The organism is Pseudarthrobacter sp. NPDC055928 (genome assembly GCF_042270935.1).
In the GTDB taxonomy this organism is placed as follows: Bacteria; Actinomycetota; Actinomycetes; order Actinomycetales; family Micrococcaceae; genus Arthrobacter.
The window spans coordinates 144,072-166,690 of the sequence record NZ_JBHJZH010000007.1 but is presented as its reverse complement, the minus strand read 5'-3'; the positions used below and the strand labels follow the sequence as shown (position 1 = coordinate 166,690).

22 protein-coding genes are annotated in these 22,619 nt (G+C 62.2%); 20 read left to right on the top strand and 2 right to left on the bottom strand.

Translation table 11 applies throughout. From position 1 onward, the window contains the following. Window positions 1-100: 100 nt before the first annotated feature. The 15 genes from ACFC25_RS11340 to ACFC25_RS11270 all read left to right on the top strand — a co-directional run bounded on the left by ACFC25_RS11340 (window position 101) and on the right by ACFC25_RS11270 (window position 14,405). Entirely contained in the window at window positions 101-835 is a 735-nt protein-coding gene (locus ACFC25_RS11340; protein WP_376045236.1) for a FadR/GntR family transcriptional regulator, read from the top strand. 99 nt (window positions 836-934) lie between these two features. Beyond that, on the top strand, window positions 935-2,683 hold the full coding sequence (ctaD, locus tag ACFC25_RS11335; protein ID WP_376045262.1) for a cytochrome c oxidase subunit I: 1,749 nt from the start codon (window positions 935-937) through the stop codon (window positions 2,681-2,683). Window positions 2,684-2,966: 283 nt separating this feature from the next. Continuing rightward, entirely contained in the window at window positions 2,967-3,479 is a 513-nt protein-coding gene (locus tag ACFC25_RS11330) for a hypothetical protein (protein ID WP_337350109.1), read from the top strand. 54 nt (window positions 3,480-3,533) lie between these two features. Further along, window positions 3,534-4,817, top strand: coding sequence for a DUF6421 family protein (locus ACFC25_RS11325; protein ID WP_376045235.1), 1,284 nt, complete (start codon window positions 3,534-3,536; stop codon window positions 4,815-4,817). A gap of 53 nt (window positions 4,818-4,870) precedes the next feature. Then, complete coding sequence (locus ACFC25_RS11320) at window positions 4,871-6,112, top strand: ATP-grasp domain-containing protein (protein ID WP_376045234.1); 1,242 nt, start codon at window positions 4,871-4,873, stop codon at window positions 6,110-6,112. After that, entirely contained in the window at window positions 6,109-6,978 is an 870-nt protein-coding gene (locus tag ACFC25_RS11315; protein WP_376045233.1) for a branched-chain amino acid transaminase, read from the top strand. Before ACFC25_RS11320 ends, ACFC25_RS11315 begins: the two co-directional genes overlap by 4 nt. After that, window positions 6,975-8,336 (top strand): acetyl-CoA carboxylase biotin carboxylase subunit family protein, encoded by a 1,362-nt coding sequence (locus ACFC25_RS11310; RefSeq protein WP_376045232.1) that lies wholly within the window; start codon window positions 6,975-6,977, stop codon window positions 8,334-8,336. Before ACFC25_RS11315 ends, ACFC25_RS11310 begins: the two co-directional genes overlap by 4 nt. Beyond that, window positions 8,333-9,610 (top strand): MFS transporter, encoded by a 1,278-nt coding sequence (locus ACFC25_RS11305; RefSeq protein WP_376045231.1) that lies wholly within the window; start codon window positions 8,333-8,335, stop codon window positions 9,608-9,610. Before ACFC25_RS11310 ends, ACFC25_RS11305 begins: the two co-directional genes overlap by 4 nt. Window positions 9,611-9,673: 63 nt before the next feature. Then, window positions 9,674-10,153, top strand: coding sequence for a hypothetical protein (locus tag ACFC25_RS11300; RefSeq protein WP_376045230.1), 480 nt, complete (start codon window positions 9,674-9,676; stop codon window positions 10,151-10,153). A 217-nt stretch (window positions 10,154-10,370) separates the two neighbouring features. Further along, the gene (locus ACFC25_RS11295; RefSeq protein ID WP_337348349.1) at window positions 10,371-10,649 is read left to right on the top strand and encodes an uberolysin/carnocyclin family circular bacteriocin; all 279 of its coding nucleotides are present in this window, start codon (window positions 10,371-10,373) and stop codon (window positions 10,647-10,649) included. Between the two features lie 73 nt (window positions 10,650-10,722). Continuing rightward, window positions 10,723-11,211 (top strand): hypothetical protein, encoded by a 489-nt coding sequence (locus tag ACFC25_RS11290; protein WP_376045229.1) that lies wholly within the window; start codon window positions 10,723-10,725, stop codon window positions 11,209-11,211. A 9-nt stretch (window positions 11,212-11,220) separates the two neighbouring features. Further along, window positions 11,221-11,829, top strand: coding sequence for a hypothetical protein (locus tag ACFC25_RS11285; protein WP_376045228.1), 609 nt, complete (start codon window positions 11,221-11,223; stop codon window positions 11,827-11,829). A 36-nt stretch (window positions 11,830-11,865) separates the two neighbouring features. After that, window positions 11,866-12,273, top strand: a complete 408-nt coding sequence (locus ACFC25_RS11280) for a hypothetical protein (RefSeq protein ID WP_376045227.1) — start codon at window positions 11,866-11,868, stop codon at window positions 12,271-12,273. Between the two features lie 99 nt (window positions 12,274-12,372). Then, a complete protein-coding gene (locus tag ACFC25_RS11275) occupies window positions 12,373-13,809 on the top strand; it encodes a hypothetical protein (RefSeq protein ID WP_376045226.1) in 1,437 nt (478 codons plus the stop codon). Next, complete coding sequence (locus tag ACFC25_RS11270; protein ID WP_376045225.1) at window positions 13,761-14,405, top strand: ATP-binding cassette domain-containing protein; 645 nt, start codon at window positions 13,761-13,763, stop codon at window positions 14,403-14,405. The genes ACFC25_RS11275 and ACFC25_RS11270 overlap by 49 nt, the downstream gene beginning before the upstream one ends. Before the next feature lie 98 nt (window positions 14,406-14,503). Here the strand turns inward: ACFC25_RS11270 and ACFC25_RS11265 are convergent, their stop codons facing one another. Further along, complete coding sequence (locus tag ACFC25_RS11265) at window positions 14,504-14,788, bottom strand: hypothetical protein (RefSeq protein ID WP_376045224.1); 285 nt, start codon at window positions 14,786-14,788, stop codon at window positions 14,504-14,506. 153 nt (window positions 14,789-14,941) lie between these two features. Between ACFC25_RS11265 and ACFC25_RS11260 the strand changes: the two genes are divergently transcribed. From ACFC25_RS11260 to ACFC25_RS11240, 5 genes are read left to right on the top strand one after another with little or no spacing between them, the layout of a single operon-like run. After that, window positions 14,942-15,709 (top strand): ATP-binding cassette domain-containing protein, encoded by a 768-nt coding sequence (locus ACFC25_RS11260; protein WP_376045223.1) that lies wholly within the window; start codon window positions 14,942-14,944, stop codon window positions 15,707-15,709. Beyond that, window positions 15,706-16,500, top strand: coding sequence for an ABC transporter ATP-binding protein (locus ACFC25_RS11255; RefSeq protein ID WP_376045222.1), 795 nt, complete (start codon window positions 15,706-15,708; stop codon window positions 16,498-16,500). Before ACFC25_RS11260 ends, ACFC25_RS11255 begins: the two co-directional genes overlap by 4 nt. Then, a complete protein-coding gene (locus tag ACFC25_RS11250; RefSeq protein WP_376045221.1) occupies window positions 16,497-17,825 on the top strand; it encodes an MFS transporter in 1,329 nt (442 codons plus the stop codon). The genes ACFC25_RS11255 and ACFC25_RS11250 overlap by 4 nt, the downstream gene beginning before the upstream one ends. A gap of 40 nt (window positions 17,826-17,865) precedes the next feature. Continuing rightward, on the top strand, window positions 17,866-19,392 hold the full coding sequence (locus tag ACFC25_RS11245; protein ID WP_376045220.1) for an ABC transporter substrate-binding protein: 1,527 nt from the start codon (window positions 17,866-17,868) through the stop codon (window positions 19,390-19,392). Beyond that, on the top strand, window positions 19,392-21,281 hold the full coding sequence (locus tag ACFC25_RS11240; RefSeq protein ID WP_376045219.1) for an ABC transporter permease subunit: 1,890 nt from the start codon (window positions 19,392-19,394) through the stop codon (window positions 21,279-21,281). The genes ACFC25_RS11245 and ACFC25_RS11240 overlap by 1 nt, the downstream gene beginning before the upstream one ends. 225 nt (window positions 21,282-21,506) lie before the next feature. Here ACFC25_RS11240 and ACFC25_RS11235 read toward each other — a convergent pair whose 3' ends face one another. After that, a complete protein-coding gene (locus ACFC25_RS11235) occupies window positions 21,507-22,322 on the bottom strand; it encodes a hypothetical protein (RefSeq protein ID WP_376045218.1) in 816 nt (271 codons plus the stop codon). Window positions 22,323-22,619 lie beyond the last annotated feature (297 nt).

Sequence of the window (22,619 nt, the reverse complement as noted above, 5' to 3'; positions counted from 1 at the left end):
TTTCGTCCCACAGATACTATCTTTTGGTGTCACAAGTCATACCTTTACGACTTTCTCGGTACCATTGCAGGGCGCGCAGGCGCAGAGGAAGGTAGGCCAGATGTCGACGGCGACACCACAGGACGCGGAAACCGCGGACGACGGCGGGGCCTCCCCCGCGATGCATGAACGCGTTCTGGAGGCGGTTGGCATAGCCATCGCGTCCGGGAGCCTTCCGCCCGGAAGCCGGCTCACGCTGGACTTGCTCCAGCAGGAGTACGGGATCTCCCGCACCGTGGCCCGCGACACGATGAAGGTCCTCGAATCCATGAACCTCGTGTATTCCCGCCGCCGGGTGGGCATCGTGGTGCAGGAGCGCGCACTGTGGAACGTCTACGACCCCAAGCTGGTGCGCTGGCGCCTCGCCTCGGACAACAGCGCCGAGCAGTACAGCAGCCTCACGGAGCTGCGCATCGCCGTCGAACCCATTGCCGCGGCCGGGGCCGCGCGCCGGGCGAGCGCCGCCGAGCGCGCCAAACTGCTTTCGTTGGCGGGCGACCTTCGCCGGCTAGGTGAGGCCGGCGACCTCGAGGCCTTCCTGGCCGCGGACATCGAGTTCCATCGGATGCTGCTCCATAGCTGCGGCAACGAGATGTTCACGGCGCTGGAAGGCATGGTGGCCGAGGTCTTGACCAGCCGAACCAAGCAGGGGCTCATGCCGTTCAAGCCGCGGAACGAAGCGCTGCAGGCGCATGAGGATGTGGCTGCCGCGGTGGCCGGTGGGGACGCCGTCACCGCTGAGTCCGCCATGCACCACATCCTGGACGAGGTCCGGAACGCGATGGGCCTGCACTAGCCTGTCCTCTTCCCGGAGGCCGCGTTCCTGAGTAGCCTGCAATTAGGGACTCAAACTAGGGACCCTGTCGCGCCATACAGGAATTCTGTGAGGTGGAAAATGGCCATCGCCGGACATTCACAAAGGACAGCCGCTTCCGTGCCCGCAACAGTACCGCGGCGCAAAGGCAGCATGGTGGTCAGATGGATCACGTCCACAGACCACAAGATCATCGGGTACATGTACCTGATCGCCTCGTTTGTGTTCTTCATGATGGCCGGGGTGATGGCCCTGCTGATCCGGGCCGAGCTGTTCGAGCCCGGCATGCAGATCCTGCAGACCAAGGAGCAGTACAACCAGCTGTTCACGATGCACGGCACCATGATGCTGCTGATGTTCGCCACCCCGCTGTTCGCCGGCTTCGCCAACGTCATCATGCCCCTGCAGATTGGTGCACCTGACGTCGCGTTCCCGCGGCTGAACGCACTGGCTTTCTGGTTCTTCCTCTTCGGCTCCACTATCGCCGTCGCAGGCTTCATCACCCCGCAGGGCGCGGCGGCATTCGGCTGGTTCGCCTACGCACCGTTGAACAACACCACGTTCACCCCGGGCGTGGGAGGCGACCTGTGGGTCTTTGGCCTTGCGCTGTCCGGTTTCGGCACCATCCTCGGTGCCGTCAACTTCATCACCACCATCATCTGCATGCGTGCCCCGGGCCTGACCATGTGGCGGATGCCGATCTTCACCTGGAACACGCTGGTCACGGCAATCCTGGTGATCATGGCCTTTCCGCCGCTCGCCGCTGCACTGTTCGCCCTCGGTGCGGACCGCAAATTCGGCGCCCACATCTACGACCCGGAGAACGGCGGCGCCGTCCTGTGGCAGCACCTCTTCTGGTTCTTCGGCCACCCCGAGGTGTACATCATCGCCCTGCCGTTCTTCGGCATCGTCTCCGAGATTTTCCCGGTCTTCAGCCGGAAACCAATCTTCGGCTACAAGGGCCTGGTCTATGCCACCATCGCCATCGCCGCCCTGTCCATGACCGTGTGGGCGCACCACATGTACGTGACCGGTTCGGTGCTCCTGCCGTTCTTCGCCTTCATGACCATGCTGATCGCGGTGCCCACCGGAGTGAAGTTCTTCAACTGGATCGGCACCATGTGGCGCGGTTCCCTGACCTTTGAAACGCCCATGCTGTGGAGTCTCGGCTTCCTGATCACCTTCCTTTTCGGTGGCCTGACCGGCATCATCCTGGCCTCGCCGCCGTTGGACTTCCACGTCTCTGATTCCTACTTCGTGGTGGCGCACTTCCACTACGTCGTGTTCGGCACCGTGGTGTTCGCGATGTTCGCCGGCTTCTACTTCTGGTGGCCCAAGTGGACTGGCAAGATGCTCAACGAGCGGCTCGGCAAGATCCACTTCTGGATGCTGTTCCTCGGGTTCCACGGGACGTTCCTCATTCAGCACTGGCTGGGCGTCATGGGCATGCCCCGCCGGTACGCGGACTATCTGGTCGAAGACAACTTCATGTGGATGAACCAGTTTTCCAGCTTCGGGTCCTACCTCCTGGGCGCCTCGATGATCCCGTTCTTCTGGAACGTCTACATCACGGCGCGCTCGAGCGAAAAGGTCGAAGTGGACGATCCGTGGGGCTTCGGCGCCTCGCTCGAGTGGGCCACGTCCTGCCCGCCGCCACGCCACAACTTCACGTCCCTGCCAAGGATCCGCTCCGAGCGTCCGGCCCTTGACCTGCATCACCCGGAGCTTCGTGTGCGCGAGCACGACACCAGCCATAGCCCCGCGGCTGCAGCCCTGGGGGCGGCCGATATCGGCGAAAAGGACGTCCGTAATCCCAACCCGGACAAGTAGCCCTGGGGCACTGACACTGAGCAGGGCCGGTCGCTGACCGGCCCTGCTCAGTGCTGGCAACCGCGCGTCATACAGATGTGGGCTGGTCCGTAACAAACTGCAAGCCCGGGCCTGTTTCCGTAGGGTCGATCCCGATGCAATATGTCCACTCGTTGGATAAGCATGGATGCAACGCCATCCACCGCCAAAGACTTTCCGGACCTCGCGATTATCTCGGCACCAAAGGTGACAGTATTTGGTGGCACTTTTCGCGTGGGCTCCGGCTGATTGAAATGGGACCAAATTGGGGAATCTGGACTATAAAACTGTACGAACTCTCGGTCCGGAGGGATCAAATCTCGAGGCCGCTGCACATGAATGGTTCCGCAGAAATGGCATCGCCGGAACTGTTGTGCTGCATCCAAGCGTTGAGGACGCCATCGAAAAGACCGATGGCAAAGACGAAGCAATCATGGCGTGCGCCGCCTATCCAAAGTTTCACGACATTGTGTTCCGGAACCTCTCGACCCTGGAAATCGTCGACAGCTTCATTATGCCGACGCACAACATGGTTCTGGCCGCCGTCGGCAGCAGTGCCATATCGACCTGCGCCAGTCACCGCGCGCCCAGTTCCCTCCTGCCAGAAGGCGTGCGCTGGATCGAAAGCACCAGCAACTCGCAGGCAGCACTGGACTGCCTGAGCGGATCGGCAGATGCGTGCATAACCACCGATGTCTCCGCCCGGCGCCATGGAATGTCCGTGATTCGTGACTTCGGGCCGGTGCCCATGGCCTTTACGCTGCATGCCGCGCCCTAGCCATCGCACCGCATCAGAGACTGCTGGAAAAGACTTGGAACTGAGGAAGAAAAAATGAACCCGACAACAACAACCCCCAAGACTCTCGGGAGTTTTGTCGAAGACGCGAACAAAGGCCGAGCCGACTATCTGCGGCGTGTGCTGTCCCCCCTCGTGGACAGGTTCCGGCGCCGGCAGGAACTTGACGGACGCATCGAACGGCCCGCTGACAGCGATGTAACGCTCCTTCGGGAGATCGCGGACGTGGCAAGTACATTCCTTTTCGAAATGGGAAGGGACCAGCAGGCACGTGCCCTCCGCGAGGACATCGACGCCTGGATTGACGCTGGCCTCGACGCCAAACCCGCCTTTGACCGCAGCCGGGACACCTTCACCGTGGTCCCGAACAATGCTGAGATGTTCTTCCTGGGGGCTGTTTACGCCACCAACAGCGAACAGCCCTGCGGCCACCGGTTGGACTACTTCTACGCGCAGCGCCACGAGCCCACCTTTGTGACGTCGATAGCCGAGGAATATCCCCACCCGAACAATGTGGTGCAGGAGGTCATTCTCCTCGCAGGGAGCGAAGGTTTTACCCGCGGCAACTGCCTTGTCTTCTTCCCGGAAAATATTGCCGCGGCAGAAAAGATCAAGGAGCAGAACTATGCCGTGTTCTTCTTCAGCAAGTTCCAAGCCATCCATGAGGAAATCGGGGTGGCAGCTGCCCGCGAGGTGATGACGCCCGAATCCGTCATCCTCGATTCCGAGGGCATGGACCCCTACGGGTGCTACGAAGCCCGCAGCCTCTGGGGGTACCTGCACGACAGGGCACACTTCAGCGGCAAATGGCCTATTGGCGATTACACACTGCTGAAGATGAATTGGTTCATCGGGGTCCTTGAAGAGATCAAGGTTGATGCCAAAGCAATCCTCTTGGCTCACTCGACATCAATGCCTTATGCGAACGAACTGCTCGCCATGATTCTTGTCGAACGGCTGTTCCGCTACCCGCTGGAAAAGGAAGCGGAATCGAATTTTGACGCGGCAACGGGCGTCTTCCTGTATTCCTGGTTCCATGCCGCCGGAGCCCTTCAGGTCTCCGATGGCCGCCTGGCAATCGACCGTGAGGCTGTGCTCGCACTGCTCCCGCGGTTGGTGAGTGAGATCGAAGCCGTTGAAAACAGTGCGGATACGCCGGACGAATACAAAGCAGCGGCCAAAGCCTTTGTCTATGAGTACCTGGCCCCCGGCGGGGACGGCCGCAGGTACAGGTTCCTGCCATATCAGGACATCCTGCGCTCCAGGAGCAGCCACCTCGCTGAGCAGGCACCTCTCGACTTCTCCAATCCCGTCCTGTGATCCCGATGACTGTTGAGGGAGCTAACCCCGGGTCGACAAAACGGCCAAAGGTCTTGGCCCTGCACCAGCGTACGAGCCTCGCGTGGCTGTTTAACAGCGCAACAGCTGCCGGTTTTGACGTTGTCCTGGTGCCGCTCGACGCGGAGAAATCGGTCAGCCGCGACCAACTGCCGCCGTGCGTCACTGACGTCGTCTGGGCCGACTACACGCAGGACCTTGACCGCCTTGTCGGCTTCTTGGCCACGGTTATTGCCGAGCACGCCATCGATGGAGTACTCGCCTGCCACGAGGATTCCGTGGCCCTCGCAGCCCGCCTGGCGGAAGCCTGCGGACTGCCAGGCATCTCCCCGGCAACCGCGGACATTCTGCGCGACAAAGGAACCTTCCGGTCAGCGCTCGACGACGGCGGGTTGAACGTTCCGCGCTTCGCCGCCGGAACTGCGGAGGACGGACTCCTCGAAGCAAGTGCCAGTCTGCGGTTTCCGGCGGTTGTGAAACCGGTGGACGGGTACTCCAGCGCAGGGGTGATCAGGGTTGACCGGCATGAGTTGCTGCCGGAGGCCATCGCCAGTTGCCAGGAGGCAGCCCGGCCGCTCCGCGAACAACTCGGCATCACCGCGCAACGCCTGGTTGTGGAGGAATTCCTCGACGGCGTGGAGTTGGCCGTAGAGTCGCTGAGCTACGCGGGCGAGACGCAGATTCTCGCCATCGGGTTCAAGGGACAACCCGCCGGGCCCTACTTTGAAGAAAGCGTCTATCAGGCTCCCGCCCGGCTGGACGAAGAACTCCTTGAGCTCGTGCGCAACGAAGTAGTTTCCGCCCACAGGCACCTCGGAATTGGCTGGGGACCCACGCACACAGAGCTCAGGCTCGGTCCGGGCGGACAGCCGTACATCCTCGAGATCGGCGGACGGGTGGGCGGGTCCGGCGTCTCGCACTACATCGTGCAGGCATCGACCGGTGTGGACTACTTCGGAGAAGTCCTCGCGGCAGCAGTGGGCCGCGAACCAGAAGTGATGAATGTGCCAGAAATCCGGACCTTGGCGGCCGCCGGCAACTACATCGTGCAGTGCCAGGGGTCCGGGGTCTTCCAAGAGGTCGAAGGCCTGTCCGAGATCGGTACCGACCCCAGAGTCGACCTCGTAGTTTCCACCATGCAGCGCGGACACTTGGTCAAGCCCTATCCCGAATTCAGCGGCTACCCGGGGTTTGTGTTGTCCCGCCATGACGACATTGACGATCTTGAAGTCTTCCACCGGCAGCTCGACGACCGGATCAAGGTGGTTTTCCAGTGATCGCTGAAGCGGACAACATATGGTTTGACGGACGATTGGTCCAGGCCGACAAAGCCGCCATCAGCGTGATGAGCCACAGCCTGCACTATGCAAGCTCGGCCTTCGAGGGAATCCGGGTCTACGACGGCGTGCCGTTCAAATGTGAGCAGCACCTGGCCCGGTTGGCTGCGTCAGCGAACATCCTGGGCTACAACCTTCCGTACACCATTCCGGAAATGCAGGACGCCGTCGCTGCTGTGGTGAGCCGTAACGGCCTTCGGGATGCCTACGTCCGCCCGGTGGTCTGGCGCGGTGAGGAATCCGTGGGCGTCCGGGGCGAACGGTCAAGCGTCCATCTCGCCATCGCCGCGTGGGAATGGCCTTCGCCGTTCTCCGCCCGGCAGGTTGAAAACGGCATTTCCGTCCAGGTCTCGCGGTGGCGGCGGCCCTCGCCTGAGTCTGCGCCCACCAACGCAAAGTGCGCAAACCTCTACACGATCGGCACGCTGGCCGCGTCGGAAGCAAGCCAGGCAGGATTCGATGACGCCCTCTTCCTCAGCCACCGGGGATTTGTAGCCGATCTCACGGGGGCCAACATCTTCCTGGTCATCGACGGCGAACTGCACACGCCGGACTGTGACTCCTTCCTGGCGGGGATCACCCGGCAAACGATTCTCGACGGCGCGGCGGAGTTGGGCCTGAAAACGCACATCCGCGACATCCAGGTCGCGGAGCTGGACACAGCCACTGAGGTGTTTGTCTGCGGAACTGCCTACGAGATCCTGCCGGTGGCCCGGATCAACCAAACAACGTATTCCCCACCAGTGATTGCCGGGCGCATTCGCGACTGGTACCTGTCGCTGAGCCGGGTGAAGGAGCCGGTATGAGCGAGGCAAATTCTGGAAGCGGCCCAACTCAGCGTGTCCTCATGGTGGGGCTTGACTGGCCGGCCATCGATGCCGCTGCCCGGATGGGCCTGGACGTTGTGGTCATCTGCTCCAGCAAGGCGTGGAAAGCTTCCTTCCGCTCCCACCGGGCAGAGGTTTCGCCTCTGCTGGTGGAGGACCAGTCGGTGATCGACCAATGCCTGTCTGCCATCAGCCTTGCGGGGCTTGACCTGGAATCGTTCAGCGGCGTGTACACCACCGACGAGTTCTCCATCGGTGCGGCTGACCGGCTGGCAGAGCTCGCCGGTACGCCCAGAATGACGACGAACGGATCGGTGATCCAGTTCCGCGACAAGGCCGTGCAGAAGATGTCACTCAGCGGGAGCACGGTGAGGACCGCCAGAGCTGTCCATGTCCACGACATCCTGGCTTTTGACCCGGCGTCCCTGGACTGGTCCGGGCCACACGTCCTCAAGCCAGTAGCCAGTGCAGGGACCATGCATACGGCGAAAGTCGCCAGCGCCGGGGAGTTCTCGGAAGCGGTCGGCCGGATCCGCGGCACCCGGGCCGAAGACCTGAACTACGTCGTCGAGGAGTTTGTCACTGGCGAAGAGTGGATAGCGGACGGAATCATCTTCGACGGGAAAATCGAGTTCCTGTCCTTCAGCCGTTACGGCGAGCCATGCCTTGATTCCCTCGACGGCGGCCGGGCGATGACAATGCAGAAACTGGACCATGGTATGCACCGGGTCCATGTGGAGCGGTTGACGCCCTTCGTCCACGATGCCCTCGCTGCCCTTGGGGCGTTGAACGGGGCATTCCACATGGAGTTCTTCTACCGGCCAGGCGACGGCACAGCCATTTTCGGTGAATGCGGCATCCGCCGGGGCGGTGCCTTCACCTACGAACAGCTGCTGGCCAAGTACTCCTTCAACATCGTTGAAGCGGCTTTGAGGTGCTGCTTGGGGGAACGGCCTGATTGCGCCACCGTTTCCTCGCCCTCGGCTGTTGGCACCACGCAGCTGCTGAACGTGCCGGGCACGGTCCTGTCGAGTCCGAGCTATCTGAACATCGAGGCGCAACCGGACGTTGAGTTCGCCCGCGTCTTTTCACCGCCGGGATCGGTGGTTGCCCAGGGCGAAGGCCATGGAACTCACATCAGGTCGGCCGAGGCGCTGGTGGTGTCCCGCACAGACGCCGAGCTGGAGGCCAGCATCCGTGCCCTGCAGGAGTGGTTCCACGAGGCGTCCGTAGTGGTGCCGGTTACGCAGGATGTGGCGGAGTTGCGCCAGTGGCAGCGGAAACACTTCCCGGAGTCCGCAGCCGGCGACCGGACCTACGTGGGGCTGGACGGATGAAACCCAGGTTCCTGGAAATTGTCGGGATGGCATGGCTTGGCGATCCCCAGCTCGGCACGGCCAACCGCAGGACGCTCGCGTCCATGACGTACAGTGCCTTTTTCAAGGCGCTGGCGCGCGGGCTGCTGGTGGCGGTGTCTGTACTGTTCGCCACTACCCAGGTGAAACTGAGCGCCGGCGAAACGGCATGGGCCTTCACTATTGCCGGCGGCCTCGGGCTCATGGGGTCCCTCCTGGGCGGCTTCCTGTCGGACCGGTGGCATCCGCGGACGGTAGCCGCTGTGTCCTCGTTTCTTGCAGCCGCGGCCCTCACCGGGCTGGCCGCTTTCCCGCATGGATCGGTTTTTGTTGTTCTCCTCAGCGTCGCGACGTTTGCTGATCGTGTATCGAGTTCCAGCAACGCCACGCTCGCCGGGATTGCCGTTCCAGGTGATTACTCCGTCCTGACAAGGGCTCTTATGCGCACGGTGGGCAACATTGGCATTTCACTGGGGGCGGCTGCGGCGGTACCCGTTCTCCTTGCCTCCACGGCTCCCTGGTATATGGCAGCTTTTGCCGCGATGGCCGCCCTCGAGGCCCTCGCCGGCGGCTTTCTCCTTCGGGTCGGCGCCGATCGCCCCGCAGCCCCTGCCGCAAGAAGTCACTTCCCCGTGAGCATGGTTGCCCGCGATGGCAAGTACCTGACTTTCGCATTATTGGCGGGTTTGATGTCTGTCCTCTACCTCGTCCTGGATTTCCTCCTACCAATGTGGATCACCACCGGGACGTCTATGCCCACCTTCATGATCTCTGCGGCCGTCATCCTGAACACTGTCCTGGTGGTGTCGCTGCAGATGCGGTTTGCCGCCATGGCGTCCGGCTACGGGGCCGCCGTCCGGGCGTGCCTGCTGTCCGGAGGGGCACTGGCCTTGGCCACGGTTCTGTTCAGCGCCTCCGGGTCGTCCAACACCGTACTCGCCATCATTGCGCTGCTGCTGGGCGTGGCCACGTTGTCCGTGGCGGAGGTGGTATTTTCCGCCGCCGGCTGGACCCTCAGCTACGCCTTGGCGGATCAGCGCAGGCTCGGCGCCTACCAGGGAGTATTCTCCTTCGGTACGTCCCTCGGCGTCATGGCGGCGCCGTTGATCCTGACATTCACAGTGGTCAACCAGGGGCTTGGCGGCTGGCTACAGCTGGGGACGGGATTCCTGGGTCTTGCAGCTGCGATGTTCTTCATTCTGCGGCACAGGAGTTTCCGGAGAGCCGGCACCCCGGACCTTGTTACCGTGGACTAGGCATGGTTCAGGCCATTGTGCCAGACCGGGCCGCGCGGAAACGGCCGGGCGTAGACTCGCAGCATGAAATCGGATTGGGGGATCCTGGGTTTGCTTGCTGCGCTGGCAGTCGGGGTTGTGCCGGCCACTGGCTGCACCGTGGTTGCGTGCCCCGCCATCGGCTATGTCAGAACCCTGACGGTGCACGTCGAAGGAAACATCGCGGCCGTCAGCGATGTAAAGCTGTGCGACGAGACGCGATGTTCGGAACCGGGGCCTACGGCGGGCACGCCGGTCCCCATGAAGACCGTGGTCACGGAGTTCTCCCCCGAGCCGCAGCCAACCGTCACCTATCCGCCGTTCCACAGCCGCCGGGAAGATCAGGACACCTGGGTTTTCACTGTGAGCTCTGGCGATCCGGCAAAGGTCACTGTGCGGGCCCACGCCGCAGACGGCAGAGTGCTGGCAGAGCGGGAGCAAGAGCTTGTCTGGACGAGGGTGGGCGGAACCGAACAGTGCGGAGGGCCTGTCACTACGCCGCCGATCCTGTTGCCAGTGCCCTGACGGCACTTAGGGACCGTTGCACGGTCCTGTCGACCCAACACCCAGATTCGGCAGTTCCGGCCCCATTTTTAGCCCTTCCCACACGGCTTTCGACCGATCCGCCACCTAGCAACCACGTTCAGCAGGACGATGAGAGGCGTGGGCGCTGATTCACGGCCTACACCTTTCAGGACCAGCTGCGCGGCTGGTCGGTTACGTCGACAAACAGGAGTTGAAAGTGGCATCAACAATCACGAAAAAGACAGGGCTGCAGGCCGCGACGGCAATGGCCCTCGCCGTCGCTGGCATCTTTGGCGCCAGCCTCGCCGTCTCTTGGATCGCGGGATCACTGGGCATCTCAGCTGCGGCGGCATCCCAGATCGTTAGGGCCATCGAGGTCGGAGGCTGGGCGCTGGTCGCAATCGGCGCTGTCTTCGGTGCCGGGATCACGGGCGCACTGATCGCGACAGCCCGGGCAATCCTTTTCCGCGTCGGCCGGGCACAGGCTGTCGCCTAAATCAATGCTTCCTGGAATGGCGCGCGTGCTTGGGAGCATTCCGAAAGGGCTGCTCTCAAGCACGGGTTTGATCATGGCTGCCATAGCCGTCGTCGGTTACGTCGCGGTCGATGTGTCTTGGATCCGTGACGCCAAGGGACCGGGCAGCAGTCCGCTTTACGGTAGGGATTTCTTCCAGATCCTGGCGCGGAATATCGGCGCTGCGTTGGTGCTTTACTCGGGCGTTGTGACGCTAGGGCTCACCACCATAATCGGAGCGGGGATCCTGGCCCTGTACGTCGGGGCCACCCTGTCCCTTGGGTTGAATTCCGTTGGCGGGGCGGCCCTCTTCGCCGACGTGATTTGGTACGTCCCGTTCGAATTCTTCGGCCTGGTGTTGGCGACGACTGCCGGACTCCAGCCAGCCGCAGGGCTGGCGGGTCGCCTGATGAAGAACAAGCCCGTGAGCGTGGGCTCGTTCGTCGACTCCATCGCACGCTCCCTGGGCTCCTTGCTCATCGCCGTCGCCCTGATAGTCATCGGCGCGGCCATCGAGAGCGTCTTGATCCACCTGAAAACCTAAGGGAATCCAATGAACAACGAGGAGAATGCTGCGCGATCCGAGACCGTCATCCCGGTACCCCAGGCCCCGAAAACAGGATCGGAGCCGTACGCAGGGAGCCAGGTAAGTTCAACGTCGCGGGTGCTGTGGATCGGGGCGTATGTCGTCCTCATGGTGTTGATAGGCCTGCGGCTCCCCCTGGTACGTCAACACCTCACGGCAGAAGTGCCAGTGGAGGTGAAGGCCGGGCTGGGTGACGATCGCCTGCTCAGCCTCTCGATGACCGTGGGTACCGTCCTGTTTTTCCTGGTGTACGCCGTGATCATGTGCCTCTACTTCTCACTTGCCGGTTTCCTCGACAAACGGCTGGTCCCGGCCAAAGCGGTCATCGGTGGCGGTTTCAAGGTCGGCGTCTTTTTTGTGATCCCTGTGCTCGCCACCGTTCCGGTCAACCTGTTCAGCCTGGCGCTGGGCATCGTCCAGCCGCGGGACGTCCCCGGATATTGGTTCTATTTCCCGTCTATGGCAATACTCGCGCTGGGACTCTTCTACCGCCATTGGAAAAGCTTCCGGCCTGGGAGGAAGTGCCTCGTTGTGATTTCGGCTCTCGGGCTCTCAACGATCCTTGCCCTCGGCTAGCGCCTTCAAACCCAACTCTCCAGGACTGAAAGCCTCATGATTAGCCAGTACTACCGCCACTTACTCAGCATCCTAGGTTTCGTGGTTGCCGCCTGCTCCAGTATTTCTGTGGCGCTGTTGTGGGCCGCGCCGCCTCCCACCGGGCTCAAGAACATCGACCCCGCGGCTCTGAAGGCCACCATTGTCCTCATCCTCGCATTCCTTGGCGTTGTTATGCCGTTGGCTGCCATCTTCACCCCCGCCTTGCGGTGGCTCGTCCTCAAAGCCACTGTGTTCGCCGTCGCAGGTTTGACCAACGCGGTGGCGCTCAGCCCGGAGCTGGCGGTCCCGTTTCAAGATACGACGTCGGTCATTGCCGTCGCCTGCGGGCTCGGCATGGCGGTCGTCAGCATTCTGGCCTTCATGGACTCCGTCCAGAAGAAGAACCCGCAGAGCAAGTTCTAGACCCTGGTGAGCGCGAAACTTAACGCTGCTGACGTCGGCAGTCGCCCTGGGGGCGCGTCTGGCCCCGCTGCCTCTGAGTGGTTCGCCGATTATAGGACGTTGCGCGACTTCCGCGTGTTCGAGATAGTCAATGCCCTGCGTCTGTCGCTCACACTGGACAGTTTCAGGGTCCTTGTTGCCTTCGGTTCGATAGCCTTGGTTGTGGTCGGCAGCCTCGCATTTGTGTCGGCAATGTCAGTTCTCCGCGATGGCCCGTTCCGTGATGACTCGGCCGGTGTACTCGTTTGGGGGCTCCTCGCGATCCTTTACTCCACAGCCGCGATGGTGTTTAGCGAAATTGTCTCCAGCCGCAGACTGGCGGTCTCGGGCACACCGCACCTTGAGCTGTTCAGGTCCTTGGAACTTCCCTTCCGGCAAGTAGTTGTCAGGTATGGCGTGATACCACTGTTCCGGCGGATGGCCGTGCTCTACTACGCGGCAGCGTTGTTCCTCACCGTCTTCTTCGAGCCAACGGCGAACTACTCAAATATTGTCGCGGCTGCAGTCAGCGTCCTTACCCTGTCGTCCGCAGCGTGCTTGTACTCGGTTCTTCACTTCGCTTCGGCCCCGGCACGGCGAATGAGTGTACGTTGGCCGGCCTGCGGGTTGATGCTGTTGCTGGGCCTCGTTCTTGGAGCTGTCACCGGGGTACTGGGTTCCCGGCCCGGGCCATCCGCCATTTCCGTCGGGATAGTCCCGGACTACCTGCCGCTGATGTCACTGCTCGCCTGCGCCGCTGCCGGGTTGGTCCTACTGGGCAGCATCCGGAAGTGGCGCGCCCTCGGCTACAGAAGGGTACTCCTGGCCGCCCAGCTGAGTATGCACCGCAGCCAATCAGGCACTCTCACAAGATTCCTGTTGTTGGACCTCTTGTGCAGCAAGCAAGGTTCCGTAGTCGGCAGCATCATTTTGGCGTGGATCGCCGTCGTAGGTTTCCTTCTTGGAGCAGGCGGCGTCCTGCCACTGGCCACATCCCTCAACAGCCAGGACCTGCAACGATCCCTCGTTGGCATGACGGTGCTGCTCAGCTTGGGGATCACCGAACCGATGCTCCACCGGATCGGACCCACTGCGAAGCTCTATCATTTTCGTTTTGCCTGGGAGAACGGCAACTCGGCCGGAAGCGTTGTCGCCTCCGTCATCCGGGTGTATTTCCTCCTCGGAGGAATTATTGGCGTCTTCATCTTTTGCTGCGCATTCCTGATGTTTGGCGTTCCGGCTCCGGGCACCGTCCTTGTGGGAATCGTCGTCACGGCCTCAGGAATCATCGCAGAGACGCTCTCCCGGCCACCCATCAGCACCGACGGCACGAAATCCAATGACGTAATGGACGCACTTTTCACGCTGCTGCTGGTTTCTCCGTGCTCGCTCATCCTTGTCCTCAGCCCCGAATACGGCACCCTGCTGTTGTTGGGCTACTCCATCCTCTTAACTCTGGGAGCCGCCGCATGCCTGCGCACGCACCTATTGAAGCTTCGATCGAGCTCGACGGCGTAATGGCCGGCTATCGGCAGGATGCCCCGATCCTGCACGGGCTCAGTCTCTCCATGAACGCGCCCGGGCTGTACCGGGTGGCGGGCAGTAACGGCAGTGGTAAATCAACGCTGCTTGAACTTCTCAGCGGCTTCCTGCAGCCCTGGCAAGGCAGCGTTCGGCTGTGCGGGGTCGACGCCGCTTCTCCCCAAGCAAGGCGCCTGCGCAGCGTGTGCCGAACGACGCCGGCGGTGTACCCTTCCATGACCGTCCAGGACCATTTGACCTTCGCCGCCCGCAGCCGGCGGACAGACCCGAAGGCCAGCCGGGACCGGGTCGAAAAATACGGGCTGCATGACTGGTCTGAACAGCCCGCGGCGTCCTTGTCCACGGGAAACCTTCGCAAGCTCTGGCTTCTCATGTGCACAGTCGCGGATACCCCTGTTGTTGCCATCGACGAGCCTTTCAACGGCATGGACGCCCAAGGTATTGAGGCCCTCATAGGCGAACTGAACGAGTGGGCAGGGTCCAAGGTAATAGTCCTCGTTTCCCACACCGTCCCGGAGGGATTGTCCTTAGACCATTCCTTCATTTTCAGGCGGGCCGAAATGGATATCTGAGTGTGTTTCGACGGCATCGTGGACCCTCCGCAGCACGCAGGCACCCGCTCCGTTGTATCCAGAGAGCGGGTGCCTGCGAGCCGTTGCCGGTTCGGCTATCACTTCGAGCGGTCGATCTTTTTCACGAGGTTGTTCCTCTTGCGGTGCAGTTTCCACCAGCTGACAGTGCCATTGACCTGAATCTTCCCGAGTTCTTCCAAGCTGGGCAGATTCTGGTCTGCCAGCTCTCGGGACACCTCCTCGGTGTCCTTGTTCTCCCGCGCCTCGACGATAGCCTGCGCGGCCTTCACCCGGTCAGATGACAGCGGGTGCGAGGCGATCTCAGAGTCGACGGCGTCAAGCTTGGCTTTCAGTCCTTCAAGCGACTCACGATGGAACATCATGGTGATTTCATCTTCATTGCTTACTCCTTGCTGTGGATACCCGGCTGGGGTGGGGCAGATGAGATTATCCTTCCCCACCCGGAACGCGATCTAATGCGAATGATTATTGATATCATGAACTGATCCCCATCGACCCTCCTGAAAGTCCTGACTATGACCCCCGCACTGCTGGTAGAGAATCTGACGGTGTCCTTGCATGGACTGCCTTTGGTCAATGGGGTCAGTTTTGCGATCGAACCCGGCGAAAAGGTCGCCCTGTTGGGTGCCTCGGGTTCTGGCAAGTCCCTCACTGCCTCTGCCCTACTGGGACAGCTCCCGCGAAACATGTACGTGTCCGGCTCGCTGAGAATAGACGGCCGATACCTCCCACTGCGCCGAAAGCCAACAGAAGCCAGCGGGCTCTCAGCGATCCATCAAAATCCCCTCGCCGCACTCAACCCCTTGGTGCGGTTGGGCAGCCAGCTCGCAATCCCCCTGAAGAAGGCCGGGCTCTCATCCCAGTCGACGCACGAAAGGGCAATTGAGCTACTCACTTCAGTGGGCATCGAGGACCCTGAACGCATCCTGTCCAGCTACAGCGGCGAATTGTCCGGAGGCCAGTTGCAACGCGTCTGCATCGCCTTGGCTTTGGCATGCCGCGGCTCGGTCCTGGTCGCCGATGAGCCCACTACGGCCCTGGACGTCGTGTCACAGGCCAAGGTCCTTGACGTGCTTGCAGGGCCCTCAGCTGCAGCACAAGCGATCTTGTTCATCACGCACGATCTCGCCGCTGCCGAAACCTTGTGCACTCGGGTCCTGGTCATACGGGCCGGACGGATCGTGGAAGAAGCACCCATGGAAATCCTGCTGGCACAGCCGGAACATTCCTACACCACCCAGCTCGTAGAAGCTGCCTGGGCAGGGCACGGCGCGAGCGCATGAGCGCGACACTCAGCGCCCGCAGCCTCACGCACCATTATCGCGGCCATGGATTCCTCGGCCGGCGCCGGACACTGCCGGCCCTCCACGACCTTTCCCTTACGGTCTCTGCCGGCGACAGCATCGGCTTGGTGGGCAGTTCCGGTGCCGGTAAATCGACACTCTTGCGTTCCTTGCTTGCCTTGGAGAGGCCAGCCTCCGGCACTGTGGTCTTCAATGAAAGACCCGTCGCTCCTGGCTCCGCCAGTTCGTTGAGGTGGTACCGGAGGCTGGTGCAATATGTGCCTCAGAACCCTGCAAGCAGCCTTGATCCAAGCATGGACGTTCGCCGCCTGCTGCTAGAGCCTTTGAAGCAGCTTGGCATTGCCGGGGATCACCACACCATGATCAACCGTGCGCTGGAGCGGGTTGAACTGGAACCTGGAGTGCTCCGCCGCAAGCCTGGGCAATTATCCGGCGGCCAAAATCAGCGGGTGGCCATCGCCCGGGCATTGGTGCCGTCGCCGAGCATCCTCCTTGCGGACGAGCCCGTCAGCGGCCTTGACCTGCCATTGAGGAACACGGTTCTGGCTGTTCTCGGACAATTGGTTAACCGCGATGGGCTGGGCCTTTTGTTCGTTTCCCACGATCTCGGCGCCGTGTCCCTGCTCTGTTCGCGGACGGTGGTCCTCTCAGGGGGAAGGATAGTTGAGCAGGGCCCCACGGCGGAACTATTCCGCGATGCACGGCACCCGGCTACGCGGGAGCTCATCGCGTCGATCCCCCGCCGTGGTAGCAAAGCAGGCAACAAATGACGACGACGGCGGCGTCCGGCGTCGTCGGCAAAACCTCCGCGGCGGATCGCCTCCCCGGGAAACCCCTCCTCGCGGCCTCCTCCGCCAAGGAACCCGCCCCTCAGCTCCTGCTGGTCACCCAGCTCATCTTCAACCTCGGCTTCTACTCGGTGATTCCATTCCTTGCTGTCTCCATGCGCGAAGACTTCGGTATGGGAGCGCTGGCGATCGGGGTCGTCCTCGGCGCCCGGACTTTCGCGCAGCAAGGCCTGTTCCTGCTCGGCGGCGCGATGGCCGACCGGTGGGGAGCACGGCGCGGAATGATCATCGGTTGCTGGGTGAGGATCATCGGCTACCTTCTGCTGGCCACGGCGTCAGATTTCCCGCTGTTTCTGGTCGGTGCGGTGGTGTCCGGCATAGGCGGCGCCCTGTTCTCACCGGCGCTCGAAAGCCTGGTTGCGCGGGCAGAACGCAACACCAACAACTCCACCAGCCACAAACCAAACCTGTTTGCCCTCCTGGTCATCTGCGGCGAAATCGGAGCCGTGGCAGGTCCGCTTCTTGGCGCGCTCCTTCTCGGCGTCGGTTTTGACGCCGCCCTGCTGGCCGGAGCCGGCGTCTTTGCAGCCATGTCAGTCATTTTTCACCGCTTCTTGCCGCGCACGTCCGTGCAACAGCGGGAGGCGGTACCGGCGTCGGACGTTTGGTCCTGCCTACGGGAGAAACGGTTCCTGGCTTTCGCGGCGTTCTTCAGCGTCAATCTCCTGGCATACAACCAGCTCTATTTCGGGCTGCCGGTCGAACTGGAACGCAGTGGAACAGGCACTTCGGCCCTTGCAGCAATCTTTGCCTATGCCTCGGTGTTGACCATTACGCTTCAGTGGCCCATCGCGCGGCTCATGCGCCGGACCGGGGCCAGATGCGCGCTCACCACGGGATTTGCCCTGCAGGCTGCGGGCTTTGCCTCACTTTCCATCATGGCCGTTGTCCCTCCACCAGAGTCGGTGCCCTTCCTGCCCGCCGGAGTCATGGTCACGGCCCTGTCGCTCGGCCACATGTGCGTGGCTCCCGTGGCCATGGGCCTGGTGCTCGATTTCGCTGCCGGGCGTCCCACTGGCGCGTTCTACGGATTGCTCTCCAGCTGCGGAGGACTAGCGGCCCTCGCGGGGAACAAGGTCCTGGGTCCGCTCTATGAACACGCCTCCGCGTCCTCACTGGCCGCAGCCATTCCGTGGCTGCTGCTGGCTCTCTTGGCTGCGACGTCGGCACTGACAATTGGCCGCTTCCTTCCGCCGGCAGCACCACCGGTTCTACCAGCCTGCCCGCAAGACCTTCAGCGCACCTAGCGTCAACCACCGCCACTACCAAGAAAGACAGGCAATCAACATGGCCCTTTCACGCCCAAAAACAGCCGCCACCATACTCCTTGCGTCCGTGATGGCGGCTGGCCTAAGCGGATGCTTCGCTCCAGGCAATGCCCAGCCGGCAGCAAATGCAGATGCTCGCATCAAGGTGGCAATGCTGCAGCCGCCGCGTTCGGGGCTCACTCCCCTCAGTGACGATGCTTTCAAGCTTTCGCGCTGGAAGACCGCGGAAACCTTGATTGTGCTCGACTCCCTCGGCGACGCGCAGCCTTCCTTGTCGACGGCCTGGAACCAGTTGGACAGCAAGAACTGGCGGTTTGAGCTTCGTTCGGGCGTAAAGTTCCACGATGGAACGTCCCTGACGGCCGAGCAGGTTGCAGCTTCCCTGACGGCGGCGGCCAACGCGAGTCCCAAGCCCAGAATCCTCGACGGCGTCCAGCTGACGGTCAGGACGGACGGCGGGAACGCCGTGGTCGTCACGACCCAAAATGAAGACCCGCTCATCCCGCAGCGGCTCTCGAGCCCCCAGCTGGCCATCCTTGCCGCCTCCGCCTATAAGCCCGGAGGCGTAGTGAGCCCCCTTAATGCCGGGACCGGGCCATACGTCCTCGCGGCCGCGGACGGGACCACCTCCGCGACCCTCAACCGCTTCGACGGCTATTGGGGAGAGAAGGCGGCAAGCAGCGGCGTCGATGTCCAATATGTCCCCGATGGCACAGCCCGCGCGGCAGCACTCAGGACGGGTAACGCCGACGTCGTCGAAGCCATCCCCGTGGGACAGGTGGCGCAAATTGACGCACAGCTCATCCATGAGGTGCCGATGCCGCGGACGAACACCCTGTACTTGAATTCCGAAGCCGGACCGTTCGCTGATCCCGCGGTCAGGGCTGCCGCACGCGAGGCCATTGAGCGTGCCCAAATCATCGAGCGTGTCTATGAAGGCCGGGCGGACCTTGCTGAAGGACTCCTCGGACCGGCCCTCCCCTGGGCAGCCGAAGAACGCAAAAACGCTTCCTATGCCGAGGCGCTGAAGAAGCGAGCCTCGGCCGGCCCCGCCAACGGTATCCGCATCAAGCTGGGCACCTTCACCGACCGGGCCGAACTCCCCGAAGTCGCCGTCCAGCTTGAACAACAGCTCGAGGCCGCAGGCTTCATCGTTGAACAGGACGTTCGCGAATACCAGCACATCGAAGCGGACGCCATCGCCGGCAAGTTCGACGCCTTCATCCTCTCCCGCGCCACGGTGCTGGACTCAGGTGACCCTGTGGCCTACATGTTCAGCGATTTCGCGTGCAAAGGTTCCTTCAACATCTCCCAATTCTGCGATGCCGACGTCGATGCGGCGCTGACAAAGGCGGCGGCCGTCCCCGCCGGACCTGAGCGGCGGGCTGCCATCGCAGCGGCCGAGGCGCTGATCCTTGCCAATGATGCAGCGGTGCCGCTGTTGCACGAACGGGTCATCCAGGGCGAGTCCGCCAGGATCCGCGACGTCGAACGGGACCCGCGCGAACGCGCTTTGATCACCAGCAAGACAGGAATCTCGAAGTAATGCCCCGCTCCGCGTTGATCAAGACCGCGTTCTCGCGGGCCCTGGCACTTGTCGCAGTTCTCGCCCTGATCGGGCTCCTCCCGTGGCTTTCAGGGCAGGGCCCCGAATACACCATCCTGCGCGCACGCTACGCGGACCGGGAAGCGACGGAAGAAACGCTGGGAATGATCCGCGCGGAGCTGGGGCTCGACCAGGGACCACTGCACATTCTCCTGACGTGGGCCGGAGGGCTCATGCAAGGCAACCTGGGAACGTCTTGGATTACTAACACCCCGGTCGGTCCCGGAACACTCCAGAGCCTCGGTGTTTCCCTGACCCTGATGACCTGCGCTGTTCTGGTGGCGGGCGTTGTCGCGGTGCTGCTGTGCATTCCTTCGGTGTTCCGAGGCCTCAGCGGCACTCCTGGGAATGGAGCCGGCGCGGTTGCCGCGGCGCTGACCGCACTCCCGGAGTTCCTGCTGGCCGCCATGCTGCTCGTGGTTGGTGCCATCTGGTTGAAATGGTTCCCGCCTTACGGCTGGGAAGGGCTGCACTATGCGGTGCTTCCTGCACTTTCCCTGGGCCTTCCGGCAGGTGGACTGATCGGTCGCCTGCTGTCCGATGCCATCACCTTGGCGTTCGCCGAAAAATGGGTGGGCACCTGGGCCATGGCAGGCGCCGGGCGGGGCAAGCTCACCACCGCCGTACTTCGCCGCGCAACGCCCTCCGTCATGAGCCAGATTGGCCTTGTCCTTATCGGCCTCACAGGCGGCGCGGTGGCCGTGGAAAAGGTGTTCGCAATACCAGGGCTTGGCCGTGCCGTTTTGGGGGCGGCAAGCGCCCAGGACATCCCGGCGCTGCAGGCAGGAGTGCTGGCTCTCCTGCTTCTGGCAGTTGTTTTCGGCTCCATCGCTGCCATAGTGCGGCAGCTGCTGATAGGAGCTTCCCTCCGGTCCGGGACGATGCCCGTCCCGGAAGCTCCCCGGAATTCACGACGACGGGATGCGGCTGTGCCGCTCGTTGCGGCCGGGGCGCTGCTCCTCATCGTAGGCGCCGGACTACTGCGGGATCCCTTCACGTCGAACCATGCAAGGCTTGCTGGCCCGAGCCTGGCGTTGCCGTTTGGCGCGGACGCCAGCGGACGGGATCTCCTCGCCCGGGTAGGACACGGCGCACTGTCCACCTTAGGAACATCGCTGCTGGTGGTCCTCACCTGCCTGGCCATCGGAGTTCTCATTGGGCTCTTCCCGCTCGCGGCAACAGGACCCCTGGAGGTTACAAATGCCGCCCCGCCGATTCTCGCCGGCCTGGTTGTCGCAGTAATCACCGGTCCGTCGGCACATGGTGCGGCCCTGGCAGTCACCCTGGTGAGCTGGGCACCTTTGGCGGCGCATACGGCGGCCTTGGTGCAAGAGGCCAGGGCCAAGCCGTACGTAGGGATCCTTCCGGTCTTAGGCGTCGGGCGGGGCCGGGTCCTTTGGCGCTATGTCCTGCCGGCCGTCCTGGGGCCAGTGTTTCGGCATGCAATGCTTCGGATACCCGGAACGGCGTTGGCGCTTGCGTCGCTGGGTTTCCTTGGATTGGGCGCACACCAGCCCACCCCAGAATGGGGTCTTGTCCTAGCCGAGGGAATTAACTACGTTGAACGTGCGCCCTGGGCCGTCGCCGCGCCCGCATCTGCGCTGATCCTCGCCTCGATTCTGGCAGTCTCCTTGTCCAGCATGAACTGGACCCGTACGAAAAGCCCTGAGGGCACAGCACCGTGCCTGCTACCACCTAATTCAGAGGTTTCGGCCACTCAATCTGGTCCGGGGAACCACCTAGGGGCGGCTGGGAGCAATATTGTGCATTCAGAAGGCCGCGGCTCGTTACTGCGTGGCCGGGAAGAGCCGCCGGCCTGTAGGAAGTAACCCCGCAATGTCCCACTACGACACCGAGAATCAGAACGACGCCGTTGCGGTCGGGGCACTAAGCCATTGGGAGCGAAAAACCAACCGGTACCCGGGCTGCACCTGCCCACCGTGGCGTTACCATCCGCGGTACCCCAAACCGACGGATCCGGACTGCCCGGAACACGGAAACGCAGGCTAACTGTTCGAGATGTCAGGGGCTTTGCTTGTCAGGCCCGCAGTGGGCTAGTTCTTCCGCTGCTTCCAAGTGACGTAGAGGGATGCAACAGGCACCACGAAGGCCGTGACTGCGCTGACAATTTTTACTGCTTGCTCCGTTCCCTGAAGTGTCGGAGCCCTTCCCTGGACCGACTCGTACAGTACAGCGAAAGCGAACATCAGCGCCGCAATCAAGATGAGAATCCCAAGAATACGGCTCATGGAGTGTGGCTCGGGGAGCGCCGACTCGGCCAGCTCGGTCCTTTCACCTTGCGGCATCCAAGGAATTCCCCGTAACAATCCATGGGCAGGCCGCGCGTTGATAGGGGTGGAAACCAGCTCTGCGGATTTCTCAATCCATTTTTGGATGGCTTCCGGAGTCTGCATGTTGTGGGGACTTCCGTAAAAGCTGGCCTTTTCCGATATCAACGGCCGCATCCTCGCCTGCCACCAATTATTGGCCAGCCTCAAACTGGGCGGCGTAGAGGCACGCAGTGGCAGGAACCTGTTGACCAGCAGTCTTTCAAGGTCGTCGAGGGAATTGAGTGTGGCACGGTATTCGCGTTTCTTGGAAGCCTTCTGCAGGTGGTGCAGGAGCCACAGGCTTTGCTTGATGTAGAGCCATTCAAATGGCGCCCTCGCTCGCCACCGTTTGTCGTGCGCGCCATACGTCGCCACCAGTGGAATGTACGCCAAAATGAAGATTCCGAGGCAAACGAAGAACCAAGAGCCGAGCTCGACGTTGCCTGAAGTTCCGTTGATTTCCATGGCCAGGGCGAACGTCACTTGGATACTTCCGCACAGAAAGATGCCCATTGCAGTAATCATCGGGAATGCAGTCACCGAGTCATTCCACCGGGATGCCAGGCGCAAGGATGCTCCGTAGGTTCGCTCCAATGCGATCCAGCGAGGACCGGTCTCGATGACTTCCGGCAGAGGCCGGGAAACGACTCCCGGAATCCACCCGGGCAACCACGTAAACCGTCTCTCAGCTTTCGTAAGTTGGTACTCCATCGGCCCGACGCTCGCACGGAGGAAGATGACACTGATAATCCATGCAGGCATCAGGGCGATTCCGACGAAGACGGAAAACCACCATACGTAGTTCTGGAACTGGGTAATGTCTTTTCCTTCCTTTGA

Coding starts and splice junctions, on each gene's coding strand:
- ACFC25_RS11255 (WP_376045222.1), top strand. CDS start 15,706: ATGAGCGCGACACTCAGCGCCCGCAGCCTCACGCACCATTATCGCGGC.
- ACFC25_RS11310 (WP_376045232.1), top strand. CDS start 6,975: ATGAGCGAGGCAAATTCTGGAAGCGGCCCAACTCAGCGTGTCCTCATG.
- ACFC25_RS11265 (WP_376045224.1), bottom strand. CDS start 14,788: ATGATGTTCCATCGTGAGTCGCTTGAAGGACTGAAAGCCAAGCTTGAC.
- ACFC25_RS11340 (WP_376045236.1), top strand. CDS start 101: ATGTCGACGGCGACACCACAGGACGCGGAAACCGCGGACGACGGCGGG.
- ACFC25_RS11245 (WP_376045220.1), top strand. CDS start 17,866: ATGGCCCTTTCACGCCCAAAAACAGCCGCCACCATACTCCTTGCGTCC.
- ACFC25_RS11300 (WP_376045230.1), top strand. CDS start 9,674: ATGAAATCGGATTGGGGGATCCTGGGTTTGCTTGCTGCGCTGGCAGTC.
- ACFC25_RS11325 (WP_376045235.1), top strand. CDS start 3,534: ATGAACCCGACAACAACAACCCCCAAGACTCTCGGGAGTTTTGTCGAA.
- ACFC25_RS11280 (WP_376045227.1), top strand. CDS start 11,866: ATGATTAGCCAGTACTACCGCCACTTACTCAGCATCCTAGGTTTCGTG.
- ACFC25_RS11305 (WP_376045231.1), top strand. CDS start 8,333: ATGAAACCCAGGTTCCTGGAAATTGTCGGGATGGCATGGCTTGGCGAT.
- ACFC25_RS11240 (WP_376045219.1), top strand. CDS start 19,392: ATGCCCCGCTCCGCGTTGATCAAGACCGCGTTCTCGCGGGCCCTGGCA.
- ACFC25_RS11260 (WP_376045223.1), top strand. CDS start 14,942: ATGACCCCCGCACTGCTGGTAGAGAATCTGACGGTGTCCTTGCATGGA.
- ACFC25_RS11270 (WP_376045225.1), top strand. CDS start 13,761: ATGCCTGCGCACGCACCTATTGAAGCTTCGATCGAGCTCGACGGCGTA.
- ctaD (WP_376045262.1), top strand. CDS start 935: ATGGCCATCGCCGGACATTCACAAAGGACAGCCGCTTCCGTGCCCGCA.
- ACFC25_RS11285 (WP_376045228.1), top strand. CDS start 11,221: ATGAACAACGAGGAGAATGCTGCGCGATCCGAGACCGTCATCCCGGTA.
- ACFC25_RS11290 (WP_376045229.1), top strand. CDS start 10,723: ATGGCTGCCATAGCCGTCGTCGGTTACGTCGCGGTCGATGTGTCTTGG.
- ACFC25_RS11250 (WP_376045221.1), top strand. CDS start 16,497: ATGACGACGACGGCGGCGTCCGGCGTCGTCGGCAAAACCTCCGCGGCG.